This window comes from Pseudovibrio sp. Alg231-02 (assembly GCF_900143565.1).
In the GTDB taxonomy this organism is placed as follows: domain Bacteria; phylum Pseudomonadota; class Alphaproteobacteria; order Rhizobiales; family Stappiaceae; genus Pseudovibrio.
Genome location: NZ_FREX01000001.1, coordinates 594640 through 615280, shown reverse-complemented (window position 1 = coordinate 615280; position 20641 = coordinate 594640). Strand labels below are relative to the sequence as shown.

Here is a 20641-nt window from a genome sequence, read left to right as displayed (position 1 = left end):
TACCAGTGACCTGAAGCTTGTCTAGGAGAAATTATGTCAGTTAAGCCGGTTTCACAGCTAACGCCAAACACCTTGGCCTATGAAACGACACCGTTGGTCAAGCCGACCGGTTTTCGCGAGTACGATGCACGCTGGCTCTTTGAAAAAGAGATCAACCTGAAGGGCATTCAGGCGCTGGGCGAGGGACTTGGAACCCTTATTCATGAACTTGGCGTACGTCCTGAGATCGTTACTGGTCACGACTTCCGCGGCTACTCCGCATCCATCAAGATGGCACTGGTCACCGGCCTGATGTCTGCAGGCATCAAAGTGCACGACATCGGCCTCGCCATGTCTCCGATGGCCTATTACGCGCAGTTCGATCTGGATGTCCCATGCGTTGCCATGGTCACCGCGTCTCACAACGACAACGGCTGGACTGGTGTGAAGATGGGCGCAAACCGTCCACTGACGTTTGGTCCGGAAGAAATGGGCCGCCTGAAAGAGATTGTGTTGGAAGGGGCCAGTGACCTACGCGGTGGCGGAGCTTACGAATACCATCCTGATTTGACCGATCGCTATATCGCAGACCTCACAGAGCGTGAAAAGTTCAAGCGTCCAATCAAAGCTGTCGTCGCATGTGGCAACGGCACCGCAGGCGCGTTTGCACCGCGTATTCTGGAAGCGTTGGGTGTTGACGTCATTCCGCTGGACTGCGAGCTGGATCACACTTTCCCAAACTACAACCCGAACCCGGAAGACATGAAGATGCTTCATGCGATCCGTGACAAAGTGCTGGAAACCGGTGCTGAAGTCGGTCTGGGTTTTGATGGTGATGGTGACCGCTGTGGTGTGGTCGACAACGAAGGCGAAGAGATCTTCGCGGATAAAGTCGGCGTCATGCTGGCTCGCGATATCTCCGCCCTTCATCCGGAAAGCCAGTTTGTGGTTGATGTAAAATCAACCGGTCTGTACCACACCGATCCGGTCCTCAAGGCCAATGGTGCAAAGACTGATTACTTCAAAACAGGCCACTCCTACATCAAGCGCCGCGTAACTGAGCTTGGCGCTGTTGCTGGTTTTGAAAAGTCCGGCCACTACTTCTTCAACCCGCCAATCGGTCGTGGTTATGATGACGGTGTTGTCTCTGCGATTGCCATTCTGGATATGATGGACCGCAATCCGGATAAGAGTATGGCTGACCTGCGCCGTGATCTGCCAAAGACCTGGGGCTCACCAACCATGGCCGCCAAATGCGCGGACGAGATCAAGTACGATGTGGTTGATCGTGTGGTTGCGCGCTTCAAATCCATGCATGCTGACGGCGCGAAGGTATCTGGTCAGGATATAGCTGATCTGATCACCGTGAACGGTGTCCGTGTTGTGTGTGAAGATGGAACATGGGGCCTTGTCCGTGCATCCTCCAACAAACCAGAACTGGTTGTTGTTGTTGAAAGCCCGGTCTCAGAAGTGCGCCTGCACGAGATGTTCAAAGCAATGGATGCAGTTCTTCGCGAGAATCCAGAGGTCGGTGACTACAACCAGACATTGGCAGAACTCGCTTAAGACACCACCTAAAAAACAGACTAAAAAACGCCGGTCCAAAAAGGCCGGCGTTTTTTGCTTTAGGCGCTCTGCTTACCTTGGGCAGGTTAGTAGCCAGCGAAGTAGAGCAGGTCCACGATGTATTTGCGCATTGCAGGGCCATGTGGTGCGGGTAGGCCAACAAGAGCATCGTAAAGGCGGACCTCACTATCACACAGCTGTTTATCGGTTGGATCAGCAGCGAAAATGCGGCTTAGGGAATCCATTGGATAAACCTTCATCAGCGCATCAAATGCCGGGTTCGCAGGCAGATACAAATCTGCATCAGTCGGCTTATCCGCAGGCTTGCCAATCACACGCACTTTCTTCTGCGCAGGCTCAGCGGTGTAATGGATCACGAGCCCATCGTCCTTGGCTTTAACCTGAGCATCCGCGAGCAATTGGAACAGCGCCAGCCCTTCCTGCGTGCTTTCACTCTCTACCACGGCGTAGCTGTCCAGAAACGCACCAGTGGAACCGGAAAAAACCTGAGCACAAACCAGCTCACCTTTGCTTTTCTTCAGTTTTAAGGTGAGAGCACGTTTGGCCTTGAGGACGGTGATGATCTTATCGTCATCAGCATATTTTAGCAGTGGGCGATAAACCTGAAGTGCGCGGTAAAGCAAGTCATGCAGACGCTTAGCCAGCCCGCGCTCATCTACCCCTGATTGAATCTCTTTCTCAATCTGGCTCTGCAGGTCCTTGTAAAGATTCGGAAATTCAATCTTGATCACAGGCAGGGAAGGGATATCCGGTGCAAGAGTGTCCAGGAGAGCCTGCTGACCTTTGCCATCAGCTGCATGGCTTTCCTGTGTGAGGGATCCGCCAAAATCAAAGTAAAGCAGGGTCGCGACAATCGCGACAACAATCATAGGAACGCCAACGAACTCCGCAAGCTTACCAATCATCTCATTTTGCCTTCAAGTTACAGTCGGGAAGTGATCCGCACTGTATATTATAAATTATCAAAAATGACAATTTATAATTTTAAAGGCTTAATTCGGATTCCAAATCAAAGCGTTACAGATGATTTCTAAAGAGATCTTTCTCCTGCTTTACCAAGTCACCAATGAAATCAGAAACCGCTTTAATACGGCGCAGATGTCGTGCGCTTTCATGGGTGACAAGGTAATAGCTGCGCGAAATACGACGTTTGGGAAGCACTGGAACGAAATCATCATTGCCATCTGCAATGAACCCGTGAAGGATTCCGATCCCGCTGCCTGCCCGCACAGCTTCGGTCTGGCCGAGTGCGCTGGCACATTCCAGGCGAGACTGCCAGTCCTTGGAAAATTCTGCGGAGTAGTTGAGCGAAGAGGCAAAGATTAGGTCGTCCACATAGCCAATCAGGCGATGCTCTTTCAGCTCTTCCTCGTTCTCCGGCAGCCCGTAGCGTTCCACATAAGCGCAAGAGGCATAAAGACCCAATGAATAGTCGGTCAACTTGCGGCTCACCAGACGCCCATGTTCAGGCTGACCAACCGTAACTGCCAGATCAGCTTCGCGCTTGGAGAGAGAGAAAGCCCGGTGCAGCGGCACCAGCTGGAGTGTAAGGTCAGGATAGCGCTCATTCAGTGCACCCAGACGCGGTGCCAGAAAAGCCACCCCAAAACCATCGGGTGCACCAATGCGCACAGCACCGGAAAGCTCCACATCCGTCCCACCGATCTCGGCGCGGGCGGAAAGCATCTCCGTTTCCATCGATTCAGCAAACTCAAAGAACCGCTCGCCTTCGCTGGTCAGCGCACATCCTGTGGTGCGCCGATCAATGAGTTTGGCCTGCAGTGCAGTTTCAAGAGCAGAAAGGCGGCGGGCAACAGTTGCATGGTTGAGGCCAAGCCGCTGTGCAGCGCCCAAAATCTGTCCGGAGCGCGCCACAGCAAGAAACACTCTTGCATCATCCCAGTTCATGATTTTTGATAGCTCCCAGTCCACATGCTGCACGGATCGTACTTTAATTTTTGCACAACGGTTTCGGATATTATCTCATTGATATGCGAAAAATATAGTTCATGCTAGGGGCATAAAGAAATTCGCTCGCAGACCTGTAAAACGCATGTGTTTGCGGGCCGCAAGAATAGACCTGGAGAGGGAGGACCTCATGGAAGAGATCGGTCATTTTATCAATGGTAAGCGCGTTGCTGGCAAGTCCGGCCGCACTGCAGACGTTTTCAACCCTGCAACCGGCGAAGTAACTGCGAAGGTTGCTTTGGCAACTGCGGCAGAAATGCAGGAAGCTGTCGCCGTCGCTGAAAAAGCGCAGCCAGCATGGGCTGCAACCAACCCACAGCGCCGCGCTCGCGTAATGATGAAGTTCGTAACTTTGCTTCACCGCGACATGGACAAGCTGGCATCCAAGCTGTCTGCTGAGCACGGTAAAACACACCCGGACGCTAAAGGCGACGTGATCCGTGGTCTGGAAGTTGCAGAATTCTGCATCGGCGCACCACACATGATGAAGGGTGAGTTCACCGAGGGCGCAGGCCCTGGCATCGACATGTACTCCATGCGTCAGCCACTGGGCGTTGTTGCTGGCATCACGCCATTCAACTTCCCTGCAATGATCCCGATGTGGAAGTTCTGTGTTGCGATCGCAGCTGGTAACTCCTTCATCCTCAAACCGTCCGAGCGCAACCCGTCTGTGCCAATGATGCTGGCTGAGCTGATGCAGGAAGCTGGTCTGCCAGACGGCGTTCTGAACGTTGTGAACGGCGACAAAGAATCCGTAGACGCAATCCTTGATGATCCAATCATTCAGGCTGTTGGCTTCGTTGGTTCCACCGCGATTGCGGAGTACGTTTACACCCGCGGTACAGCTTCCGGTAAGCGCGTACAGTGCTTCGGCGGCGCGAAAAACCACATGCTCATCATGCCGGATGCTGATCTGGATCAGGCTGCTGACGCTCTGGTTGGCGCAGGCTTCGGTGCTGCTGGCGAACGCTGCATGGCGATCTCCGTTGCTGTTCCTGTTGGTCAGGAAACTGCAGACCGCCTCATCGAGAAACTCATCCCACGCGTTGAAGCTCTCAAAGTTGGCCCTTACACTGCAGGCGACGACGTTGACTTCGGTCCGGTCATCACCCCACAGGCACGTGAGCGTATCCTCGGTCTGGTGAACTCCGGTGTTGAGCAGGGTGCAAAGCTTGTTGTTGACGGACGTGACTTCAAACTGCAGGGCTATGAAAACGGTAACTTCGTTGGCCCTTGCCTGTTCGACAACGCAACCAAAGACATGGACATCTACAAAGAAGAAATCTTTGGTCCGGTTCTGACTGTTGTACGCGCAGAAACCTATGAAGAAGCTCTGAGCCTGCCAATGGATCATGAGTACGGCAACGGCACTGCAATCTACACCCGTGATGGTGACACTGCACGTGACTTTGCAAGCCGCATCAACATCGGCATGGTCGGCATCAACGTTCCAATCCCTGTGCCGCTCGCATACCACACCTTTGGTGGCTGGAAGCGTTCTGGCTTCGGCGATCTGAACCAGCACGGCCCAGATGGCTTCAAGTTCTACACCCGCACCAAGACAGTGACATCCCGCTGGCCTTCAGGTGTGAAGGAAGGTGCAGAATTCTCTATCCCAACAATGGGCTAAACCTTCGGGTTAACAGTTTGAAAGGCGCTCTTTTGAGCGCCTTTTTTATTCGTTGCTACCAAGAGGATAGGCGCAAGGCGCGGCACCAACCGCGCGGCAGGGTTCATAATAGACAGTGTTGCTGGTGCTTCCGTCATCCCACGTCAGTTGCACTGCAAGGGCTTGCACTGTCCCGCTAGGGAACTCCATGACGTACGGCTTATGAATGCTCTGCGCTTCTACGCGGAAGGGGTATTCAGGATCGCAATCAGGAATAGGAAAGCTCTTATCCAGATCCTTGGAGTCAATCGAATACTTAATTTCTTTCAGCCTGCAGCGCAGTGACATGATGGGGGCAAAGTTGATGATCTGTTTGTTGTCCAGAGTCTGGAAGGTGATCCAGCCTTCAGGCTCCAGGTCACTAGCCATCGTCTTGAAAATGTCCAATGGCGGAATCACATCATCCCGTTCTGCAGTAAACCCGGCTTTTTCAGAGGCAAAGGATGAGGAGGCAAGGCCCAGGCCCCAAATTGCCGCCAGACACAGGCGGCGAAAAGAGCAAAACATGGCAGGTTCTCTCCTTTTTGTTGTTATTCAGCAATATCAACTCGTTAGTTCGATGTAGGCTGAGAGCTATAAGAGAACTCGGGGACCCTAGCGGAAAGCAGTTAATATTCCCGAAAACTCGGGGATCCATGAGCCATTTTGATTTTTATCGTGGCAGCTCTTCGGTAAAACCCCGTAAACCTCGGCAAAGCAACGCTCTGCGGGGCACCTATGATCTCTCAATATGCGTACCTGTGCGCTTATGTCCCATACAAATTGGGGGGTCTTCGCCTCTGAGTTTGTTGCGATTTATTAAAAAACTGGAGTAATTCTAACGAGCGTGTTGCAATCACAGACCGGACGGGTCGATTCCATTGCGCAAGCAAGTCTAGGCAATTGAAGAGTTTTTTCGGAAATTGTCTTTATGAATTACAGGCAGATGCCCCGGCGAAGAGGGAACCGGACAAGCGGAATGACTGAAAACCTAGCAAACGTAACAGAGCTATCTGATGCAGACGTCGCGGAGGCAAATGCCCCCGCCAAGAAACGTGGACGCAAAAAATCCGCGGGTCAGGTTTGGCTGCAGGATGCGGTTCGCCCGGAAATGAAACTGGTGAAACGCGGTGCAATGTTACAAGGCCTCTCGGAACTCCTCTGGATTCCGCAGGCAGCATTATTGGCATTGGCAATCGCTGGCCTGATCGATCCACACGGACCGGGCCTTGATCCATTCTATGCAACAGCCTCTATACTTATCTTAGCCGTGATCCGCCATTTTCTGCGCATCAGAGGCGGTGAGATTGCAGTTCGCGCAGCCTCAAAGGCGCGCCACAGACTGGAAACCAGTCTGCTGAGCAATCTGACCAACCTGTCACCGGCAACCGAGCTGCCTGCAAGTGGTAAGATCGCGTCCATCGCAGTGGAGCACATTCAGGCAATCGGCCCTTATCTTGGCCGTTTTCTTCCAATTCAGGCGCGCCTTTCACTCGTTCCTCTCGTCTTGATTGCGTCTGTCGCCTATGTGAGTTGGTTCGCAGCTCTGTGTCTGTTGATCTTTGGCCCGCTAGTGCCGGTCTTCATGGCAATCGTCGGTATTCGTGCCAAAAAGGCCAGTGACCGCCAGCTCGGCGTCCTTGCTGATATGGGCGGGCTGCTGCTGGACCGCCTCAGAGGTATGGAAACCCTGCGTCTGTTTGGTGCGGTGAAACGCTCTGAGGACGATATCCGCAAACTGGGTGGTGACTTCCGCACATCCACCATGCGTGTATTGCGTATTGCTTTCCTCTCCAGCACTGCACTGGAACTGTTCAGCGCCGCAGCAATCGCCATCACCGCAATCTATGTCGGCTTCTCTCTCCTTGGAGACTGGAGCTTCGGCACATATGGCTCACCACTCACACTGGCCGGTGGCCTGTTCGTTCTGATGATCGTTCCTGAATATTTTGCACCACTTCGCGCTTTTGCGGCAGCGTATCATGATCGCGCCGCAGGCATTGCGGCAGCAGATCATATCGTTGAGTTGCAAAAACAGCTGGAGGACGACGGCCAGGCAGATATCATCGGGACCGGGCTTGATGTTGTGCCACTGCCTGCAACCGGTGCACTGACGATCCGAAACCTGAGTGTTTCCCGCGGTCACCGCAAGATCCTCGCTGACGTCAACTTGTCGTTGGGCGAACCGGAGCTAGTCGTTGTCAAAGGCCCGAGTGGGACCGGTAAATCAACCCTGATGGATTGCATTCTCGGCTTCTTGCCAGCTGATCAGGGCCAGATTGCTTATGGCGGACTGCCGCTGACCTCATACGGCTTGACCAACTGGCAACAGTCCATCTCCGTCCTTTCGCAAAATCCTGAGCTGTTCCACGGCACGTTGCGGGCAAACCTGCGCCGCGCTGATCAGTCAGCAGACGATGCAACACTTACAAAAGCCTTGAAGCTTGCTGCAGTTGATGAGTTGCTCGCCAAAATCCCGGGTGGCCTCTCAGGCCAAATTGGTGAAGACGGCAAGGGCTTGTCATTAGGGGAGCGTCGCCGCTTTGCGTTGGCACGTGCTGCCCTGCGTGAGGACGCAAGACTGATTATTGCAGATGAACCAACTGCCGATCTCGATGGTGCAACCGCACAAAAGGTTGTTGCTGCTCTTAAAAAGTTGGCACACAACAAGCCAGTTTTGGTCGCAACTCACGATCCGCGCGTTGTTGGCTCAGCAGACCGCGTGTTGACCCTGAAAGAGGGCGTGCTGGTTGAGTTGAATGAACGTGAAGGAGAAGAGCAATGAGATCGTCCCTTCGCATCATCTGGCTTTTGCAAAAAGAAGAGCCGCTCGCATTCTGGGGCGGCTTATTTCTGGCATTCCTACCAGCCGCTGCTGGCATCGCCTTGCTCGCCGTCTCTGGTTACTTCATCACCGCAACAGCAATCGCTGGCCTGTCTGCAGGCGCAATTGCATTCAACACATCTTCAGCGGCAAGCAGCATCCGCCTTTATGCCTCCATGCGCATCTTCGGTAGATACATCGAGCGCGTGATCACACACGATGCGACCTTCCGTTTTCTGGCAAACCTGCGCTCCGGCGTATTCCGTGGTCTTGTAGCCCGCGAAAGCAACGGCACACTGAGCCAACGCTCTGCTACAGCGCTCTCCCGCGTGGTGAGTGATGTGGACCAGCTTGATGGCTTGTTCCTGCGTCTCGTTGTGCCTCTTGCCTCAGCAACCATCATCACTGGCCTGACACTGGTCATCCTGTGGCAATACTCCCCAATGGCATCCATTGCTTTGGGTGCTGTTCAGGCAGCAGGCCTCACTGTTCTGGCAAAATCTGGTGGTCACCGCCAAAAGGCACAGGCACGCAAGCTCAATGCAGCCCGTGACGCTCTGCGCGTTCGTGTGTCGGATTTGGTACGAGGACGTCGTGACCTTTCCGTCTTCGGCGGTCTTGAGCAGCAGCGTGTTGCTGCACTCAAGGCAGTGAACCAGCTGGATGATGTGCAAGAGCAGAACGAACTGACAGACATGCGAAACCAGGCTGTGGTGAGCACCATGAGCCAGGTGATGGTCGCTGTTACGTTCCTGTTCGCCGCTTATTCCTATCAGCAAGGCCAGATGGAACTGAAGCATATCGCTCTGTTCGCGTTTGTAGCTCTTGCTCTGCCAGAACTGCTCATCTCCCTCGCCAACAGCGCAGGCAGCTGGAGTAAAATGTCTGGGGCAGCTGATCGCGTCCGCTCCCTGCTCACAGTAGGGCAGGACAACGAAGCACTTCAGAACGCCCGCAGCAATTCTGAAACGCCCTCTTTTGAGGTTGGTAAAGATGCGTTGAACCTGAAAGACATCCACTTCGCCTACACTCCAAAGGCAGCTGCTATTCTGGACGGTGTTGACCTCGCTCTGCCAACTGGCAGCCGTACAGTCGTGATCGGCCCAAGTGGTGCTGGTAAGTCTACGCTCGCAGCTATTGTTGCACGCCTGCAAACTCCGCAATCTGGTGCAATCCAGATTGGCGGCGTCGAGCTGAGCGGTATGGCAGAAGACAAGCTGCGTGCTGCCTTGACTGTTGTCGGTCAGCGCACGCAGATCTTCCACAGCACCATCGCAGAGAACCTGCGCGTTGCCCGTGAAGATGCAACCGACGCAGAGCTTTGGGAAGCACTGGCCCACGCTGGTTTGAAGGAGCTTGTCGAAGGCAGACAGGAAAAACTGGAAACCCGTCTGGGCGAAGGTGGTCTGGGTCTGTCTGGTGGTGAAGGTCGTCGTCTGGCATTGGCCCGCGCCTACTTGCGTAATCCGGAAATCTGGATTGCGGATGAGCTGACGGAAGGACTGGACCACGCAACTGCAGACAAAGTACTCGCATCCTTCCGCGCCATGACCAAAGGTAAAACAGTCCTCATGGTCTCCCACCGCGCCAGCGAGCTGGAAGGTGCTGACCGGGTTCTGGTGCTTGAAGACGGCAAGCTGGGGGAAGTCAACCTGCCATTGTCTGAGGAGATCAAAGGTCGCCTCCGCGACGATTGATCCGGGAAACCGAGTTTAAAAGAAAAGCGCAGCCTCAGAAATGAAGCTGCGCTTTTTTGTTCTCTCAAAGATTGCGGAACGGATCAGATATACAGCATTAAGCTGCGATCTGACGCCCCGGTGTTTCGTGATCAGACCCACCGTTGTTATAAAGGCCACCGAAGCGATTGGAGAGGAAGTCATCCAGGTTGATGCTCTCCTGCTTCACAAAGCCTTTGGCGTTCAAACTACCATCCATGAGCAGATCCAGCGTGGCACAGATGCTGGCTGCCGTAGTGATCTGAATACCGCTCCAGTGCTTGCCCATGATCTCGCGGTCATTGACCACGTGAGAGTAGGACTTCTGCTGGAACCGACCATCTTTCATGCCTGTGGCGGTGATGAAGATGAGCACGCGGTCCTGCATGGTGACCGGAATGGAATCTTCCATCACTTCTTTCAGCAAGTCACGCTTGTTGATGAAGCCCAAATCCTTCAGCAGCAGCTCCATGATGTCCCGGTGCCCCGGATAACGGATGGAGAGATAACGCAGGCTCTGCACCTTGTCCTTCAGCGTCTCAGAAAGAGAGCCTAAGCCACCAGAGGTGTTGAAGGCTTCATAATCAACGCCATCCAGAGAGAAATGTTGCAGACCGGCCAAAGCTGGCACTTTGGTCAACTCACCGTTCTCGATGGCGAGGCATGGATTGCAGTACTCGTTGATCAGGCCATCAGTGGACCATGTCAGATTATACTTGAGCTTGTTGGTCGGATAGCGGGGCAGGGCGCCCACACGCAGATGCAGGTCTTCAAGACTGTCAAACTGCTTTGCCAGATCATACCCAGCAATGGATACAAAACCGGGTGCGAGGCCGCATTGCGGAGCAAACGCCTTGTTGGCGCCTTCTGCAATCTTCTCCACTTCAGCAGTGCTGGCCACATCTTCGGTCAGGTCAAGATAGTGACAGTCTGCATCTTTCGCGGCCTGCGCAATCACCGGCGTCAGGAAAAACGGTGCAGCTGAAATAACTGCGTCGCATCCTTTAAGAGCTTCTGTGAGTTTTCCCAGATCACTCACATCCAGTGCTTCTGTTGTCACATGCGGCACGTCCAGCGCACTCAGCACTTCCACACTCTGGTCCAGTACCTTGATCTGATAATCACCTGAACCTTGTAACAATGCAGCGATCATCCCACCGATCTTACCTGCACCCACAACAGCAACATGATGTCGGCTCATAAGCCCCTCCAAGCTTGTTTCGATTGACGAGAAGTCTACGTGAAAACACTGCCGGAGTTTATGGGGCAACTTGACGAAATGACGCTTTATTTCGTGTAAATGACGGCAACTATGTCATATTGACATTAAAATTGTAAATATGACGATATTTACGTGCAGCGCTCACACGATTCGTGTTTGAGAAAACACACGAGGAGTGCCAATTAAATCGAATGGGTGAAGTATACGAATGCGCAGGAGCTGTTATTTCTCAAGGCTATAGGTATTTTGAGGCATGAAAGGCCGTTGCCTCTCAAACTTCTTCGTCAGCACGATAGAGGACCGCGTGCGCTCAACACCTGGAATGGCGGCAATTTCGTCCAGCACGGCATCCAGCTCTTCCAGACGGTCAGGCTCCACAATCAGGCAGAGGTCAAATTCACCGGAAATCGTCAGACAGCTGCGGATTTCAGGGTAGGACTCCAACTGCGCAATCAGTTCGCGTGAGCGTTGCTGCGCTACGGAAAGCATCACAAGAGCCTGAACCCGCTTCTGGTCCTCTTGGTCTCCCAAAATCGCCGTATAGCCGATAATGATGCCTTTGCGCTCAAGCCGGGCAATGCGCTCTTGAACCGTTGAGCGGGCAACGTCCAACCGCCGTGCAATAGAAGACACCGGTTCCCGAGCGTTTCCCTGCAAGATGGCAATTAGCTTGCGGTCCAGCTCATCCTTAATCTCGGCCATAGAAAGTCCTTTGAATTTTGCGGCAATATAACAGGCATCTCGTTAATTTGGCAGTAGGATCAGGCAAAACTAACAGTTTACTGGCTGAGGTCTGAGCGAACCTGCTGAGATCAATAGGGTATTTACCCCGTTATTTTGAGTTTTGCCCAGTCTTGCATAAATCGCAAAAAGGCCGTTGCACTCCAAAATATGTGACGTTATAAAGTAACAAATCGAATGTAATATTATAACAAAATGGTTGTGGGACGTATGAAGCATCTCTTAGGTTCACTAAGCATTCTCGGTCTTCTTGCCGGAAGCGTATCCTTTCCTGCTCTGGCTCAGGCCGAGGTCAATGTGGTGGCATCTATCAAGCCAATTCACTCTCTTGTAGCAAGCGTGATGGAAGGCGTGGGTACGCCTGATCTGGTGGTGGAAGGGGCAGGCTCTCCGCACACTTACAGCCTGCGTCCGTCAACAGCCCGCAAGATCGCCAACGCAGATGTGGTGTTCTGGGTAGGTCCTCAGTTGGAAAGTTTCCTTGAAACCCCGCTTGAGAACCTTGCCGACGGCGCAACCATCGTGACACTGAAAGATGCCCATGGTCTCACACTCCTGAACTTCCGTGAAGGTGGCAACTTTGAAGGTCACGACCACGGTGATCATGCTGGCGAAACCGCTGAAGAGCATGCCAAGCACGCTGGTGAAACTGCAGAAGAACATGCAGAACACGCCGACGAAGGGCATGAAGAGCATGCCGATCATGACCATGAGGCGCACGATGAGCATGGTGATGAAGCCGTAGACATGCACATCTGGCTGGATCCGCAAAATGCGGTCGCCATGCTGCATGAGATTGAGGAAGCCCTCTCCAAGGCCGACCCTGCAAATGCTGCCAAGTATGCAGCCAATGCAAAGGCGGAAGCAGAGGAGATCACCAAAGTCTCCGAGACGCTGAAGGCTGATCTGAAAAACAATCGGACCAAGCCTTTCGTGGTGTTCCACGATGCCTACCGTTATTTTGAAGAGGCCTATAACCTCAACGCGGTCGGCTCAGTCACAGTCAGCCCGGAAGTGCTGCCGGGAGCAAAGCGTCTGTCTGAAGTTCGCCAAAAACTGGAAGGGCTGGGCGTCAGCTGTGTCTTCTCTGAAGTACAGTTCAATCCGCGCATGGTTGCAGTGCTGAAAGAGGGAACAGGCGTCAACTCTGCAGAACTCGACCCTCTTGGATCAACGCTGGATTCAGGCCCACAGCTTTACACCGAGCTGCTTAAGCAAATGGGTGGTGCCTTCAACACCTGCCTCTCCGGCAACTCATAATTCTAAGAGAAAACAAGAACAATAGGTCAGAACAGGCAGTGCAGTGTGAACGAGCACTGTCTGTTTTGTATACCCCCAACTCAGCCACAGGTGGCCAGCGCAACTGCAAAGACCTCACCAGTTTTAGCAAGTGCCAGTTTTAGCAAGTGAATGTGCTAGAAGGAAACGTGCGAAAGCAGTTTGCCTGCCCCAAGCTTAAGGCAGATTACATCGTGCCGTTTTCTTCCAGCCTGTGGCTCCATCTTTCCAAAATACCCTCAAGCGCGTCCCGATCTTCTGGATCCAGAATCTTGAGCATCTCAGCTTCCATCTCAAAGTGCGCGGCAGCTGCTTCCTCCACCAGTGCGCGGCCTTTGTCCGTTAAATGGATCATCAGAGCCCGGCGATCTTCCGGATTGGGATTACGGCACACCAGGCCCAGCTTTTCCAGCTTATCGAGGCGACTGGTCATGGTGCCAGAAGTCAACATGCTGGATTTGGTCAGTTCGGTCGGGCGCAGTGCGTAGGGCTCACCGCTTCGCCGCAGCGTTGCCAGAACATCAAAATCACCCGTTGCCAGACCAAACTTCGCAAAGTTTGCAGAAAGATCTTTGTTGATCTGCATGTTGAGGCGCATCATCCGGGCCAGCACATACATCGGGCTGGCATCGACTTCAGGATATTCGCTCTTCCACTGGCGCACGACGCGCGCAACGTGATCAGTCATGGTCACTCTCAATAATCTGGCTTGCAGCAATACAGAGGTATATTGCAGAGGAATTACTTGAGATCAAGATACTTGACGGATCTGCGTATATATCCTAAGCATCAGATCGAATTAATTTGAGATCAAGATAATTGAGGTCGAAGTACATGCTTGTTCAGCTGCGCACGGCGCTTACGCCCGCAATTTGGGGCACCACCTACGCCGTTACAACGTTGCTCTTGCCAGCAGAAGACCCTGTCTGGATGGTGGTCTACCGCCTGTTGCCTGCAGGCTTGTTGTTATTGGCGTTTGCTCCGGGCTTGCTTAAAGGTCCTTGGGTCAAAAGAGCGATGACCATCGGCCTGACCAATCTCTCCATGATCTTCTTTGTGTTCATCGCTGCTTTCCGCCTTCCAAGCGGAATGGCCGGAACTCTTATGGCAACACTGCCCTTGCAGATCATCTTTTACATCTGGATTCTGGACGGCAAGACACCGGTTGCCCGCCAGCTCATAGCATCTCTCATCGGTCTGTTTGGCGTCGGCATGCTGCTGCTCGGCGCTGTTGAACTGGACTGGATTGGTATCGGCGCCGCAATGGCCGCCTGCCTGAGCACCTTCACCGGCGTTTACCTCAGCGGCAAATGGGGCAGACCAGATGTCAGCATGGTAACGTACACAGGCTGGCACGTCACATTAGGCGGCCTCTACGCCGTACCAATCGCACTTGTTTTGGAAGGCGCAGCTCCTGTGCCGGACCTGAACATGGTGCTGGCATTCTTCTGGATAGGCATTTTGGGAATGGGTCTGGCTTCGGTCAACTGGCTGAAGGGGATCGTGCAGCTCAACCCAACAACCATTGGCTTCCTGTCTCTGGTCAATCCGGTATCCGCGGTTTTGTGCGGTCAGCTGTTGGTTGGGGAGCAGTTTGGCTTACGCCAGTGGGTCGGCATTCTCATCGTATTGGGAAGTATCGTGTTCGCGCTGAAGGCTCCCAGCGCTGCAAAGGTCGCAGCACAAACCAAAGACGCGGCTGCAACCAGTTAGGGCGTATTCCTGAAAAGAGACTCTGATTTTCAGATAAGAATAAGCGCCCCAAATTGAAAAACTAAGGATTAGCGCAGGTAAGCGATATAAGCATCCTGCGCTTTTTGCATGGCCTCAACCTTGTCGTTGACGTCACCTTTGCACACAACACCATTGTGATGCAGCTCCCACCGCCATGGCTTACGGGCTTCATCATCACCTTCGCGATGAACCCGCATGCTCATCTCGGTATTGAGAACGCCTGTCCCTACAGTGTGATCCGGAACATTTCTCCAAAGCTGTCGCCACTGAAACTTCTTGGACATAGTTATCTAACACCCGATGTTCTTCCTATGTTCTCATTGTGAAATGATTCCATTAAAATTCTCCTAACGGATGTTAAGGATTAAATCTGAGAGGGCATGAAAACAGCCCAAACACGGGGTTGGGCTGCTCATTTTTTGATGAAATTTTCTGTTCCCAAGCACCACGTCTTAAGCGATGTCTTGCACAAAAAAACAGATTATCTACTCGGTTTTGGTGGTGCCTTGACCTTACCGTCTGGGGAGACCGTACCTTTGGAACCACCTTCCAGATCGAAGCGGTAGGCGTCTCTGTTCACGGCATCCTCTTCGGCTGTTTCCAGCTTAGTCTCAAGCTGATCAACAACTGCCTCACTGGAGATCTCAAAACCCTTGCCCTTGATCGGCTCGGAGAACGGTTCGGTATAAAGATTAGACCCCCATTGAGGCTTCAAACCGTGGTTGGCAGCACCCAGGTTTACCTCAACAGCAGAGTGGTGCTCATCGCCAACCAGATATCCGGTCGCCAGCCATCTGCCCAGTTCCTTCACCTGGTTCTCGGCATTGTCACCTTCCAACCCCAGTTCCTTCATCACCCCTTTACCCAGCAAGCGAATACCGGTGAGAAAGCGGTCTGTGGTACCGGACGGACCAGCAACGGTTGGTTTGTTGTGCAGGTCCGCATCCTTGGCAAAGCCTGTGCCGTCTTTAACATCCCAAACAGAAAAACCGGGCTGGTGTTCAACAATAACCTTGTCCTTCGGCATCTCACCGGCTTTGACAGGTTTGTTTTCTTTGAACTGGTAGTCTTCTCTGTCGTGCCGGTTACGCGGATTAGTCTTCGCAAAATTAATCTCGCGTTCTGTCAGGCGTTTGTTCGCTTCCAGATCAGCAGCCGTTGCCCACGCACCATCGCCGCCTTTCTTGCTGCGCTCACGATACTTCCGCTGGTTCGCCGTCAGGCTCTGACCTGCCAGTGCATCATTTTGCGGAATGGGTCCGTCAACTTGTTCACTGCCCGGCACTTCGCCGTAGAGCTCTGGGTTCTCCGAGGCGTTTTGCTTGTTCTCATTCCGATAGGTGTAAAGCTTCAACTCATCTGGAGCCGTGCTGTCCGGTCCCGCGCCACGAGGGCGGCCAAACTTGAAGCTGTGCAAGTAATCGATGTCGATGATGTCTTTCATCTTCTCCTGAAGTTCAGGGGAGTGATAGATCTTCTCCATAGCCTTTCGGAAAGCAGGGGAGTTGGACAAATCGAAATAGGCCGTGCCTTTTTCGCGGATTGTCACATCGCTATCTTCTTTGCCCTTCTTGGCACCATCGACAATCTTGGTAAAACCACCAGCACCCAGCTGACCGACAACACCGTATTTCGGATTGTCGCCTGTATAAGCCTGCATAGCATCCATCATGCCTTTGAGCTCGTCGTCACCTTCAAGCCGCGTGAACACGGTCACAATGCTCTTGATCAGACTGTCAGCTGTCTTGTGTGCGGCCGGACTATCAGAAGCAATCTGCGCCATCGATGCTTCAACGGCCTTGTTGTCAGCAACGCTCAGCACATCAGCTTTGGGCATGCTGGCTTCTATTTGCTCAGCCTGCTGCACACTATCAGGAAAATCGATACCAAGATGCTGACATACGCGTTTCGCCCAGCTCAGCTCGTCTTGATTTCCTGAACTCTCAGGTTGTTGTTGTGCACCACCAAGCATCGACACACTCCTCAGACAGATGACCATTTATTCTCATCTCACGACAATGTCTGGGCCGTGTTGCATGGGGTTTAAAATAATCGATAAAATATTGAGAGGAGCGTTCACAAAGATCACAATGGTTATATCGGCATTGTTATGTTGCAAGTGGTTTGATTAAAACACCGCTGATCACCGTTTAAAGGTGGTTCTCCAGCACCTTCAGCAAAACCGAAGGCACTGGAGAGACATTTAGAGATTATACACGAGAAACAACCATTTAGCGCTACAGGCTTAACAGATGACGGTGTCTCACGATGTTGTTATTGTGCAAGATACTGCGGAGCTGACTTAAGGTAACTCCCATAGGCCTGTGCATTTGGATAAGAGAACTGCTCCGCAACAGGGTTACTGCGCTTGCGTTTGGCCGCTCCAATATCTTCCAGCAGTTCATCAAAATGCTTGAAGTGGAATGGAGCTGAGCACAATCCGCCATAAACCTGAGCTGCTGGTCGGTCATCGCGCCGCCAGTCCAGCATCTCATCAATGTTCTGACGCATCTGTCCATCCGTTGGTTGCTTCTCCAGCTGCCCATCCGCATAGCGTACCAGCCAGTTGGCAATCATCTCTGCAGAAAGCACCGTGCAGAAGCTGGAATTGAAGCCCACAAACCCCATTTCTGGCAGGTCAGGGTTTACAGAAAGACGGTAGGTCCGATACTGCCCGTCCTCTTCAATCAGCTTGTCACGATACCCTTTTGCCAGATACGGAATGCCCAGCTTCCACCCCACAGCAAGCACCGAAACATCACAGCCCACTTTATCGCCGCTCGTCAGTACTGCCTGACCATCTTCATAATGATCAATCGTGCCTTGAACCGGCTTGATAACGCCGCTCTTGAACCCTTCAAACAACCCGGGGGTGACAATGGGAATAGAGCAGGAAATGTCCTTCTCAATCGGCACCTTCGGCACCATATCCCACTTCTTCAGCCCCAACTGAAGCTTCAGCAACATTTCAAGACCGCGGAAATTCGCCCAGATCAACGGTTTAGCAATCGCAGCCATTGCCTTTTGCAGCGGATTTCTGCCCCAGCTGTTGAACTGCAACTCCTGTGCCCGCATGTAAAGCAGCCGTTTGAAGTTGATGCCACCCACAAAATACGGCACCCGCCACACTGGCTCACGATACACCAATGTCACCTGAGAGGCCCCGTTTTTCGCCGCGTTCACCGCCACATCTGTTGCTGACTTGGACCCGCCCAGCACCACCACCCGTTTGCCTTTAGCAAGGGAAGGGTCGGTATAGTCGGATGAGTGCATGACATGTCCGCCCTGCGCCTCAAAGCTGTCCTGTCCCGGATGGCTGATAATGTTCTTTTCAGAAAACTGTCCCGTTGAGATGACGACAAAATCGAAGTCTTCTTTGCGAACCTGCCCCGCAGCATCGAGCGTAAGTGTCCATCCTGGCTGGCCGTCCTCCCGGCGGTCCATGGAAAGGACCGACGTATTCAGCTGAAACAACCGATGCAGCTTGTGCTTGCGAGCATAGGAATGCAGATAAGCATGCACTTGCGGCCCCTTGGGCCATTCCGGATACTCCTTGGGCATAGGATGATCCGTATAACAATACAGATCTTTTGGAGACTGGGTCTGCACCCCCGGATAGGATCTGGAAAGCTCCCAGACCCCGCCAAAATCGTGGGTGCGCTCATAGCCAAACACCCGGTGCCCACGTTCGTCAAAGGCTTTGGCAGCTGCAAGACCACTCACGCCGCCGCCAATGACAGCAACTTTCTTCTTCTTCACCATGTCAGCCACCTTTATTCCGCTGGTGGCGGTAAAAAGTCGACTTCATGCAAGGCAGAGATGCGCACAAGCTCTTCTGGATCTGTTACGCCGTCCAGGGCCTCAAACAGATCATAAAGCTTGCGGGAAGGGGCCACGCCAAACACACAGGTTGCTTCATCGCCGGAGCGGTTGAAGATCCCATGCGCAATTCCGCGTGGCATTCTGATTGTGTCTCCCGGTCCCGCTTTGTGGCAAGCTTCCCCAAACTCCACCTCAAGCGCACCAGTCAAAACTGTGATCCACTCATCCTGTGTTGGATGAATGTGCGGTGGCACAAAGGTCCCGTCCGGAATAGTTGCATGCCAGATAAACACGTTCTCGGTCAGTACTTTAGGTGTGTATGTATGGCCAACAACATTCCAGCTGGTGTTGTCATTAAGGCCTTCCCCCACAAGCGTCACACCTTGCAAAGCACCTTCCGGCATCAAGACTTGATCAGACATAATTTCCCTCCTCATCAATAGAATAAAGTGGCTGCTTAGCTCTGATTATTTATTTTGAAAAATTATCAATCTATCTCCGCAATACCTCCGTCATGAATACATAGAAATACTAGGCACTCAGGCGGCGTTGGTCAGGTTTATCTCGCATCTGCGAGATAAATATTTACCTAGTCTGGATAGATTCTTTTTTAAACTTAAAACAATGATATCTGCGAAGGGAGATAGTTCAAGCTTAAAATGTTATGGGGCTCTACAAACTATCGATTTTGGAGGATGAAATGAAAAGTGTAGAACGCATAGGGAAGGAGGTAACCAGCGGGATTTGCTGGGATTCGTCTGAGAAGGTTTCGGTTTTTACAATGTACGATAAAATTATGCAGAGCCCTCACAACATTGGAAAGACTCTGCAAAATACTCGTAGCAGCTGTTAGATGCGTGTCATCTCGTTCACAGTAAACGCGTCAACGGCGCCCTCTGTTGCCACCATGTAAGCAGCCAGATGCGGGGCATTCATGTGCTCCTGCCACAGCTCACGGGTCTCCCAGTTTTCATAGAACATGAAGTGACCAGAATTTTCATTGTCCACGTGCAGGTCATATTGCAGGCAACCAGCTTCAGCGCGCGTTACCGCAATCAGCTTCTCAAGCTCTGCCTTCACAAGATCTTCTTTGCCCTTAGCGGCATGGATATTGGCGACGATGGTCAAAGTCATAGGAGCAATCCTCTCTTTTGTTTTGCTGGCAGAGAACCTATATAGACGCTATATCAATAACAAGTACGCACAATTTTGGCCTATAGGTACAAGAAGTATACTAAGGCTTACTCCAGAAAAGTAGTTTCGGTTTTCGGATAAGAGTACGTGCAAAAAAAGACTTAGAGTCTGTTGCTTGAATGCATATGAAAGCAACCTGCTCTCAGGAGATAATATGAGTGATAAAAACCAACGCTTCGAGCAATACAATTGCAGTCAGGGATGTCCAGTAGAAGCTGCACTGGAGCTGATTGGCGGCAAATGGAAGGGCGTTATTCTCTACCACCTGATGGAAGGGACACAGCGCTTTGGCGAGCTGAAAAAACAAGTCGGAACAGTCACTCAGCGCATGTTGACCAAACAATTGAGAGAGCTGGAAACCGATGGTCTGGTCTCCCGCAAAGTCTTCGCTGTGGTTCCGCCTCACGTAGAATACTCACTCACACCAAAGGGCGAAACTCTACGCCCTATTATCACCGCACTGCGCGATTGGGGCATCGATCATGCTGTACGGGAAAAGGAAGAGGCCTGAACGACGAAGAAGGAGCGTATCAACCAGAATGAACATAGCGTTCAAGCCGGGATACGCTCAAAAGATAAGACATAATATGGCGTGGGGGTAATCTGGCTTCTTTAATGGCCCTCACCAAACGGCCATGAAAATGGCCAGAAAAACGGCCCAAGCCCAACTGTACAGAAAAACAGGAAGTAAGCACCAACCATGCGCACCAGATCCAGCTTATAAAGCGCCAGCGCCGCCTCATAAAACACGTAGGCACTAAACACCATAAACCCAACCCCGAGCAGCACCTGCACGCCCAGGATCACCAACTCCTGAAAAGACCGCGAAGCCTCCGGTTGCGTCACACCACCACCCATATCTCAGCTCTCTCCATTCAAATCACACCCAAAACCCTACCAGATCCCACAATCACTCACACCCCACAATG

General features: G+C 52.4%; 19 protein-coding genes. 7 read left to right on the top strand and 12 right to left on the bottom strand.

The features are described 5' to 3' along the window. Window positions 1-33 precede the first annotated feature (33 nt). Complete coding sequence (locus DHN43_RS02600) at window positions 34-1545, top strand: phosphomannomutase/phosphoglucomutase (protein WP_063296328.1); 1512 nt, start codon at window positions 34-36, stop codon at window positions 1543-1545. Between the two features lie 86 nt (window positions 1546-1631). Here the strand turns inward: DHN43_RS02600 and DHN43_RS02595 are convergent, their stop codons facing one another. Both DHN43_RS02595 and DHN43_RS02590 read right to left on the bottom strand, forming a co-directional pair. Beyond that, complete coding sequence (locus DHN43_RS02595; RefSeq protein WP_108817639.1) at window positions 1632-2471, bottom strand: hypothetical protein; 840 nt, start codon at window positions 2469-2471, stop codon at window positions 1632-1634. A gap of 112 nt (window positions 2472-2583) precedes the next feature. Beyond that, the gene (locus DHN43_RS02590; RefSeq protein WP_108817638.1) at window positions 2584-3474 is read right to left on the bottom strand and encodes a LysR family transcriptional regulator; all 891 of its coding nucleotides are present in this window, start codon (window positions 3472-3474) and stop codon (window positions 2584-2586) included. Between the two features lie 190 nt (window positions 3475-3664). Between DHN43_RS02590 and DHN43_RS02585 the strand changes: the two genes are divergently transcribed. After that, window positions 3665-5164: a CoA-acylating methylmalonate-semialdehyde dehydrogenase gene (locus tag DHN43_RS02585; RefSeq protein ID WP_057465938.1), complete on the top strand. Its 1500-nt coding sequence runs from the start codon at window positions 3665-3667 to the stop codon at window positions 5162-5164. Window positions 5165-5209: 45 nt separating this feature from the next. Here DHN43_RS02585 and DHN43_RS02580 read toward each other — a convergent pair whose 3' ends face one another. Beyond that, a complete protein-coding gene (locus DHN43_RS02580; protein WP_208994794.1) occupies window positions 5210-5710 on the bottom strand; it encodes a hypothetical protein in 501 nt (166 codons plus the stop codon). Between the two features lie 451 nt (window positions 5711-6161). Here DHN43_RS02580 and cydD point away from each other — a divergent pair, with 451 nt between their 5' ends. Further along, window positions 6162-7967: a thiol reductant ABC exporter subunit CydD gene (cydD, locus tag DHN43_RS02575; RefSeq protein WP_108817637.1), complete on the top strand. Its 1806-nt coding sequence runs from the start codon at window positions 6162-6164 to the stop codon at window positions 7965-7967. Next, entirely contained in the window at window positions 7964-9703 is a 1740-nt protein-coding gene (cydC, locus tag DHN43_RS02570; RefSeq protein ID WP_108817636.1) for a thiol reductant ABC exporter subunit CydC, read from the top strand. The genes cydD and cydC overlap by 4 nt, the downstream gene beginning before the upstream one ends. A 97-nt stretch (window positions 9704-9800) precedes the next feature. On the opposite strand, the gene DHN43_RS02565 is transcribed toward cydC, so the two are convergent. Together DHN43_RS02565 and DHN43_RS02560 are read right to left on the bottom strand one after the other, a co-directional pair. Further along, window positions 9801-10922, bottom strand: coding sequence for a saccharopine dehydrogenase family protein (locus DHN43_RS02565; RefSeq protein ID WP_108817635.1), 1122 nt, complete (start codon window positions 10920-10922; stop codon window positions 9801-9803). A gap of 243 nt (window positions 10923-11165) precedes the next feature. Next, entirely contained in the window at window positions 11166-11645 is a 480-nt protein-coding gene (locus DHN43_RS02560) for an Lrp/AsnC family transcriptional regulator (protein ID WP_057465942.1), read from the bottom strand. Window positions 11646-11894: 249 nt separating this feature from the next. On the opposite strand from DHN43_RS02560, the gene DHN43_RS02555 reads away from it, so the two are divergent. Further along, window positions 11895-12944, top strand: coding sequence for a zinc ABC transporter substrate-binding protein (locus tag DHN43_RS02555; RefSeq protein WP_108817634.1), 1050 nt, complete (start codon window positions 11895-11897; stop codon window positions 12942-12944). 205 nt (window positions 12945-13149) lie between these two features. On the opposite strand, the gene DHN43_RS02550 is transcribed toward DHN43_RS02555, so the two are convergent. Then, on the bottom strand, window positions 13150-13650 hold the full coding sequence (locus tag DHN43_RS02550; protein WP_108817633.1) for a MarR family winged helix-turn-helix transcriptional regulator: 501 nt from the start codon (window positions 13648-13650) through the stop codon (window positions 13150-13152). 146 nt (window positions 13651-13796) lie between these two features. Here DHN43_RS02550 and DHN43_RS02545 point away from each other — a divergent pair, with 146 nt between their 5' ends. Further along, window positions 13797-14675 (top strand): DMT family transporter, encoded by an 879-nt coding sequence (locus DHN43_RS02545; RefSeq protein WP_108817632.1) that lies wholly within the window; start codon window positions 13797-13799, stop codon window positions 14673-14675. Window positions 14676-14743: 68 nt separating this feature from the next. Here DHN43_RS02545 and DHN43_RS02540 read toward each other — a convergent pair whose 3' ends face one another. The 5 genes from DHN43_RS02540 to DHN43_RS02515 all read right to left on the bottom strand — a co-directional run bounded on the left by DHN43_RS02540 (window position 14744) and on the right by DHN43_RS02515 (window position 19652). After that, the gene (locus DHN43_RS02540; protein WP_057465945.1) at window positions 14744-14980 is read right to left on the bottom strand and encodes a hypothetical protein; all 237 of its coding nucleotides are present in this window, start codon (window positions 14978-14980) and stop codon (window positions 14744-14746) included. Between the two features lie 197 nt (window positions 14981-15177). Then, window positions 15178-16668 carry a type III effector gene (locus DHN43_RS02535; protein ID WP_108817631.1) on the bottom strand — a complete coding sequence of 497 codons (1491 nt, stop codon included), beginning with the start codon at window positions 16666-16668 and terminating at the stop codon, window positions 15178-15180. Between the two features lie 302 nt (window positions 16669-16970). Then, window positions 16971-18458: a flavin-containing monooxygenase gene (locus tag DHN43_RS02530; protein ID WP_108817981.1), complete on the bottom strand. Its 1488-nt coding sequence runs from the start codon at window positions 18456-18458 to the stop codon at window positions 16971-16973. An 11-nt stretch (window positions 18459-18469) separates the two neighbouring features. Then, window positions 18470-18940 carry a cupin domain-containing protein gene (locus tag DHN43_RS02525; protein WP_082830661.1) on the bottom strand — a complete coding sequence of 157 codons (471 nt, stop codon included), beginning with the start codon at window positions 18938-18940 and terminating at the stop codon, window positions 18470-18472. 427 nt (window positions 18941-19367) lie between these two features. Continuing rightward, entirely contained in the window at window positions 19368-19652 is a 285-nt protein-coding gene (locus DHN43_RS02515; protein ID WP_057465947.1) for a putative quinol monooxygenase, read from the bottom strand. 214 nt (window positions 19653-19866) lie between these two features. On the opposite strand from DHN43_RS02515, the gene DHN43_RS02510 reads away from it, so the two are divergent. Next, window positions 19867-20223 (top strand): winged helix-turn-helix transcriptional regulator, encoded by a 357-nt coding sequence (locus DHN43_RS02510; RefSeq protein ID WP_057465948.1) that lies wholly within the window; start codon window positions 19867-19869, stop codon window positions 20221-20223. A gap of 101 nt (window positions 20224-20324) precedes the next feature. Here the strand turns inward: DHN43_RS02510 and DHN43_RS02505 are convergent, their stop codons facing one another. Beyond that, window positions 20325-20570, bottom strand: a complete 246-nt coding sequence (locus tag DHN43_RS02505) for a hypothetical protein (protein ID WP_057465949.1) — start codon at window positions 20568-20570, stop codon at window positions 20325-20327. Window positions 20571-20641: the final 71 nt, after the last annotated feature.

Bases quoted from the DNA above. Each gene is read 5' to 3' on its own strand.
- DHN43_RS02525 (WP_082830661.1), bottom strand. From the start codon at position 18,940: ATGTCTGATCAAGTCTTGATGCCGGAAGGTGCTTTGCAAGGTGTGACG.
- DHN43_RS02565 (WP_108817635.1), bottom strand. From the start codon at position 10,922: ATGAGCCGACATCATGTTGCTGTTGTGGGTGCAGGTAAGATCGGTGGG.
- DHN43_RS02530 (WP_108817981.1), bottom strand. From the start codon at position 18,458: ATGGTGAAGAAGAAGAAAGTTGCTGTCATTGGCGGCGGCGTGAGTGGT.
- DHN43_RS02515 (WP_057465947.1), bottom strand. From the start codon at position 19,652: ATGACTTTGACCATCGTCGCCAATATCCATGCCGCTAAGGGCAAAGAA.
- DHN43_RS02535 (WP_108817631.1), bottom strand. From the start codon at position 16,668: ATGCTTGGTGGTGCACAACAACAACCTGAGAGTTCAGGAAATCAAGAC.
- DHN43_RS02590 (WP_108817638.1), bottom strand. From the start codon at position 3,474: ATGAACTGGGATGATGCAAGAGTGTTTCTTGCTGTGGCGCGCTCCGGA.
- DHN43_RS02555 (WP_108817634.1), top strand. From the start codon at position 11,895: ATGAAGCATCTCTTAGGTTCACTAAGCATTCTCGGTCTTCTTGCCGGA.
- cydD (WP_108817637.1), top strand. From the start codon at position 6,162: ATGACTGAAAACCTAGCAAACGTAACAGAGCTATCTGATGCAGACGTC.
- DHN43_RS02560 (WP_057465942.1), bottom strand. From the start codon at position 11,645: ATGGCCGAGATTAAGGATGAGCTGGACCGCAAGCTAATTGCCATCTTG.
- DHN43_RS02580 (WP_208994794.1), bottom strand. From the start codon at position 5,710: ATGTTTTGCTCTTTTCGCCGCCTGTGTCTGGCGGCAATTTGGGGCCTG.
- DHN43_RS02585 (WP_057465938.1), top strand. From the start codon at position 3,665: ATGGAAGAGATCGGTCATTTTATCAATGGTAAGCGCGTTGCTGGCAAG.
- DHN43_RS02510 (WP_057465948.1), top strand. From the start codon at position 19,867: ATGAGTGATAAAAACCAACGCTTCGAGCAATACAATTGCAGTCAGGGA.
- DHN43_RS02540 (WP_057465945.1), bottom strand. From the start codon at position 14,980: ATGTCCAAGAAGTTTCAGTGGCGACAGCTTTGGAGAAATGTTCCGGAT.
- DHN43_RS02505 (WP_057465949.1), bottom strand. From the start codon at position 20,570: ATGGGTGGTGGTGTGACGCAACCGGAGGCTTCGCGGTCTTTTCAGGAG.
- DHN43_RS02600 (WP_063296328.1), top strand. From the start codon at position 34: ATGTCAGTTAAGCCGGTTTCACAGCTAACGCCAAACACCTTGGCCTAT.
- DHN43_RS02595 (WP_108817639.1), bottom strand. From the start codon at position 2,471: ATGATTGGTAAGCTTGCGGAGTTCGTTGGCGTTCCTATGATTGTTGTC.
- DHN43_RS02545 (WP_108817632.1), top strand. From the start codon at position 13,797: ATGCTTGTTCAGCTGCGCACGGCGCTTACGCCCGCAATTTGGGGCACC.
- cydC (WP_108817636.1), top strand. From the start codon at position 7,964: ATGAGATCGTCCCTTCGCATCATCTGGCTTTTGCAAAAAGAAGAGCCG.
- DHN43_RS02550 (WP_108817633.1), bottom strand. From the start codon at position 13,650: ATGACTGATCACGTTGCGCGCGTCGTGCGCCAGTGGAAGAGCGAATAT.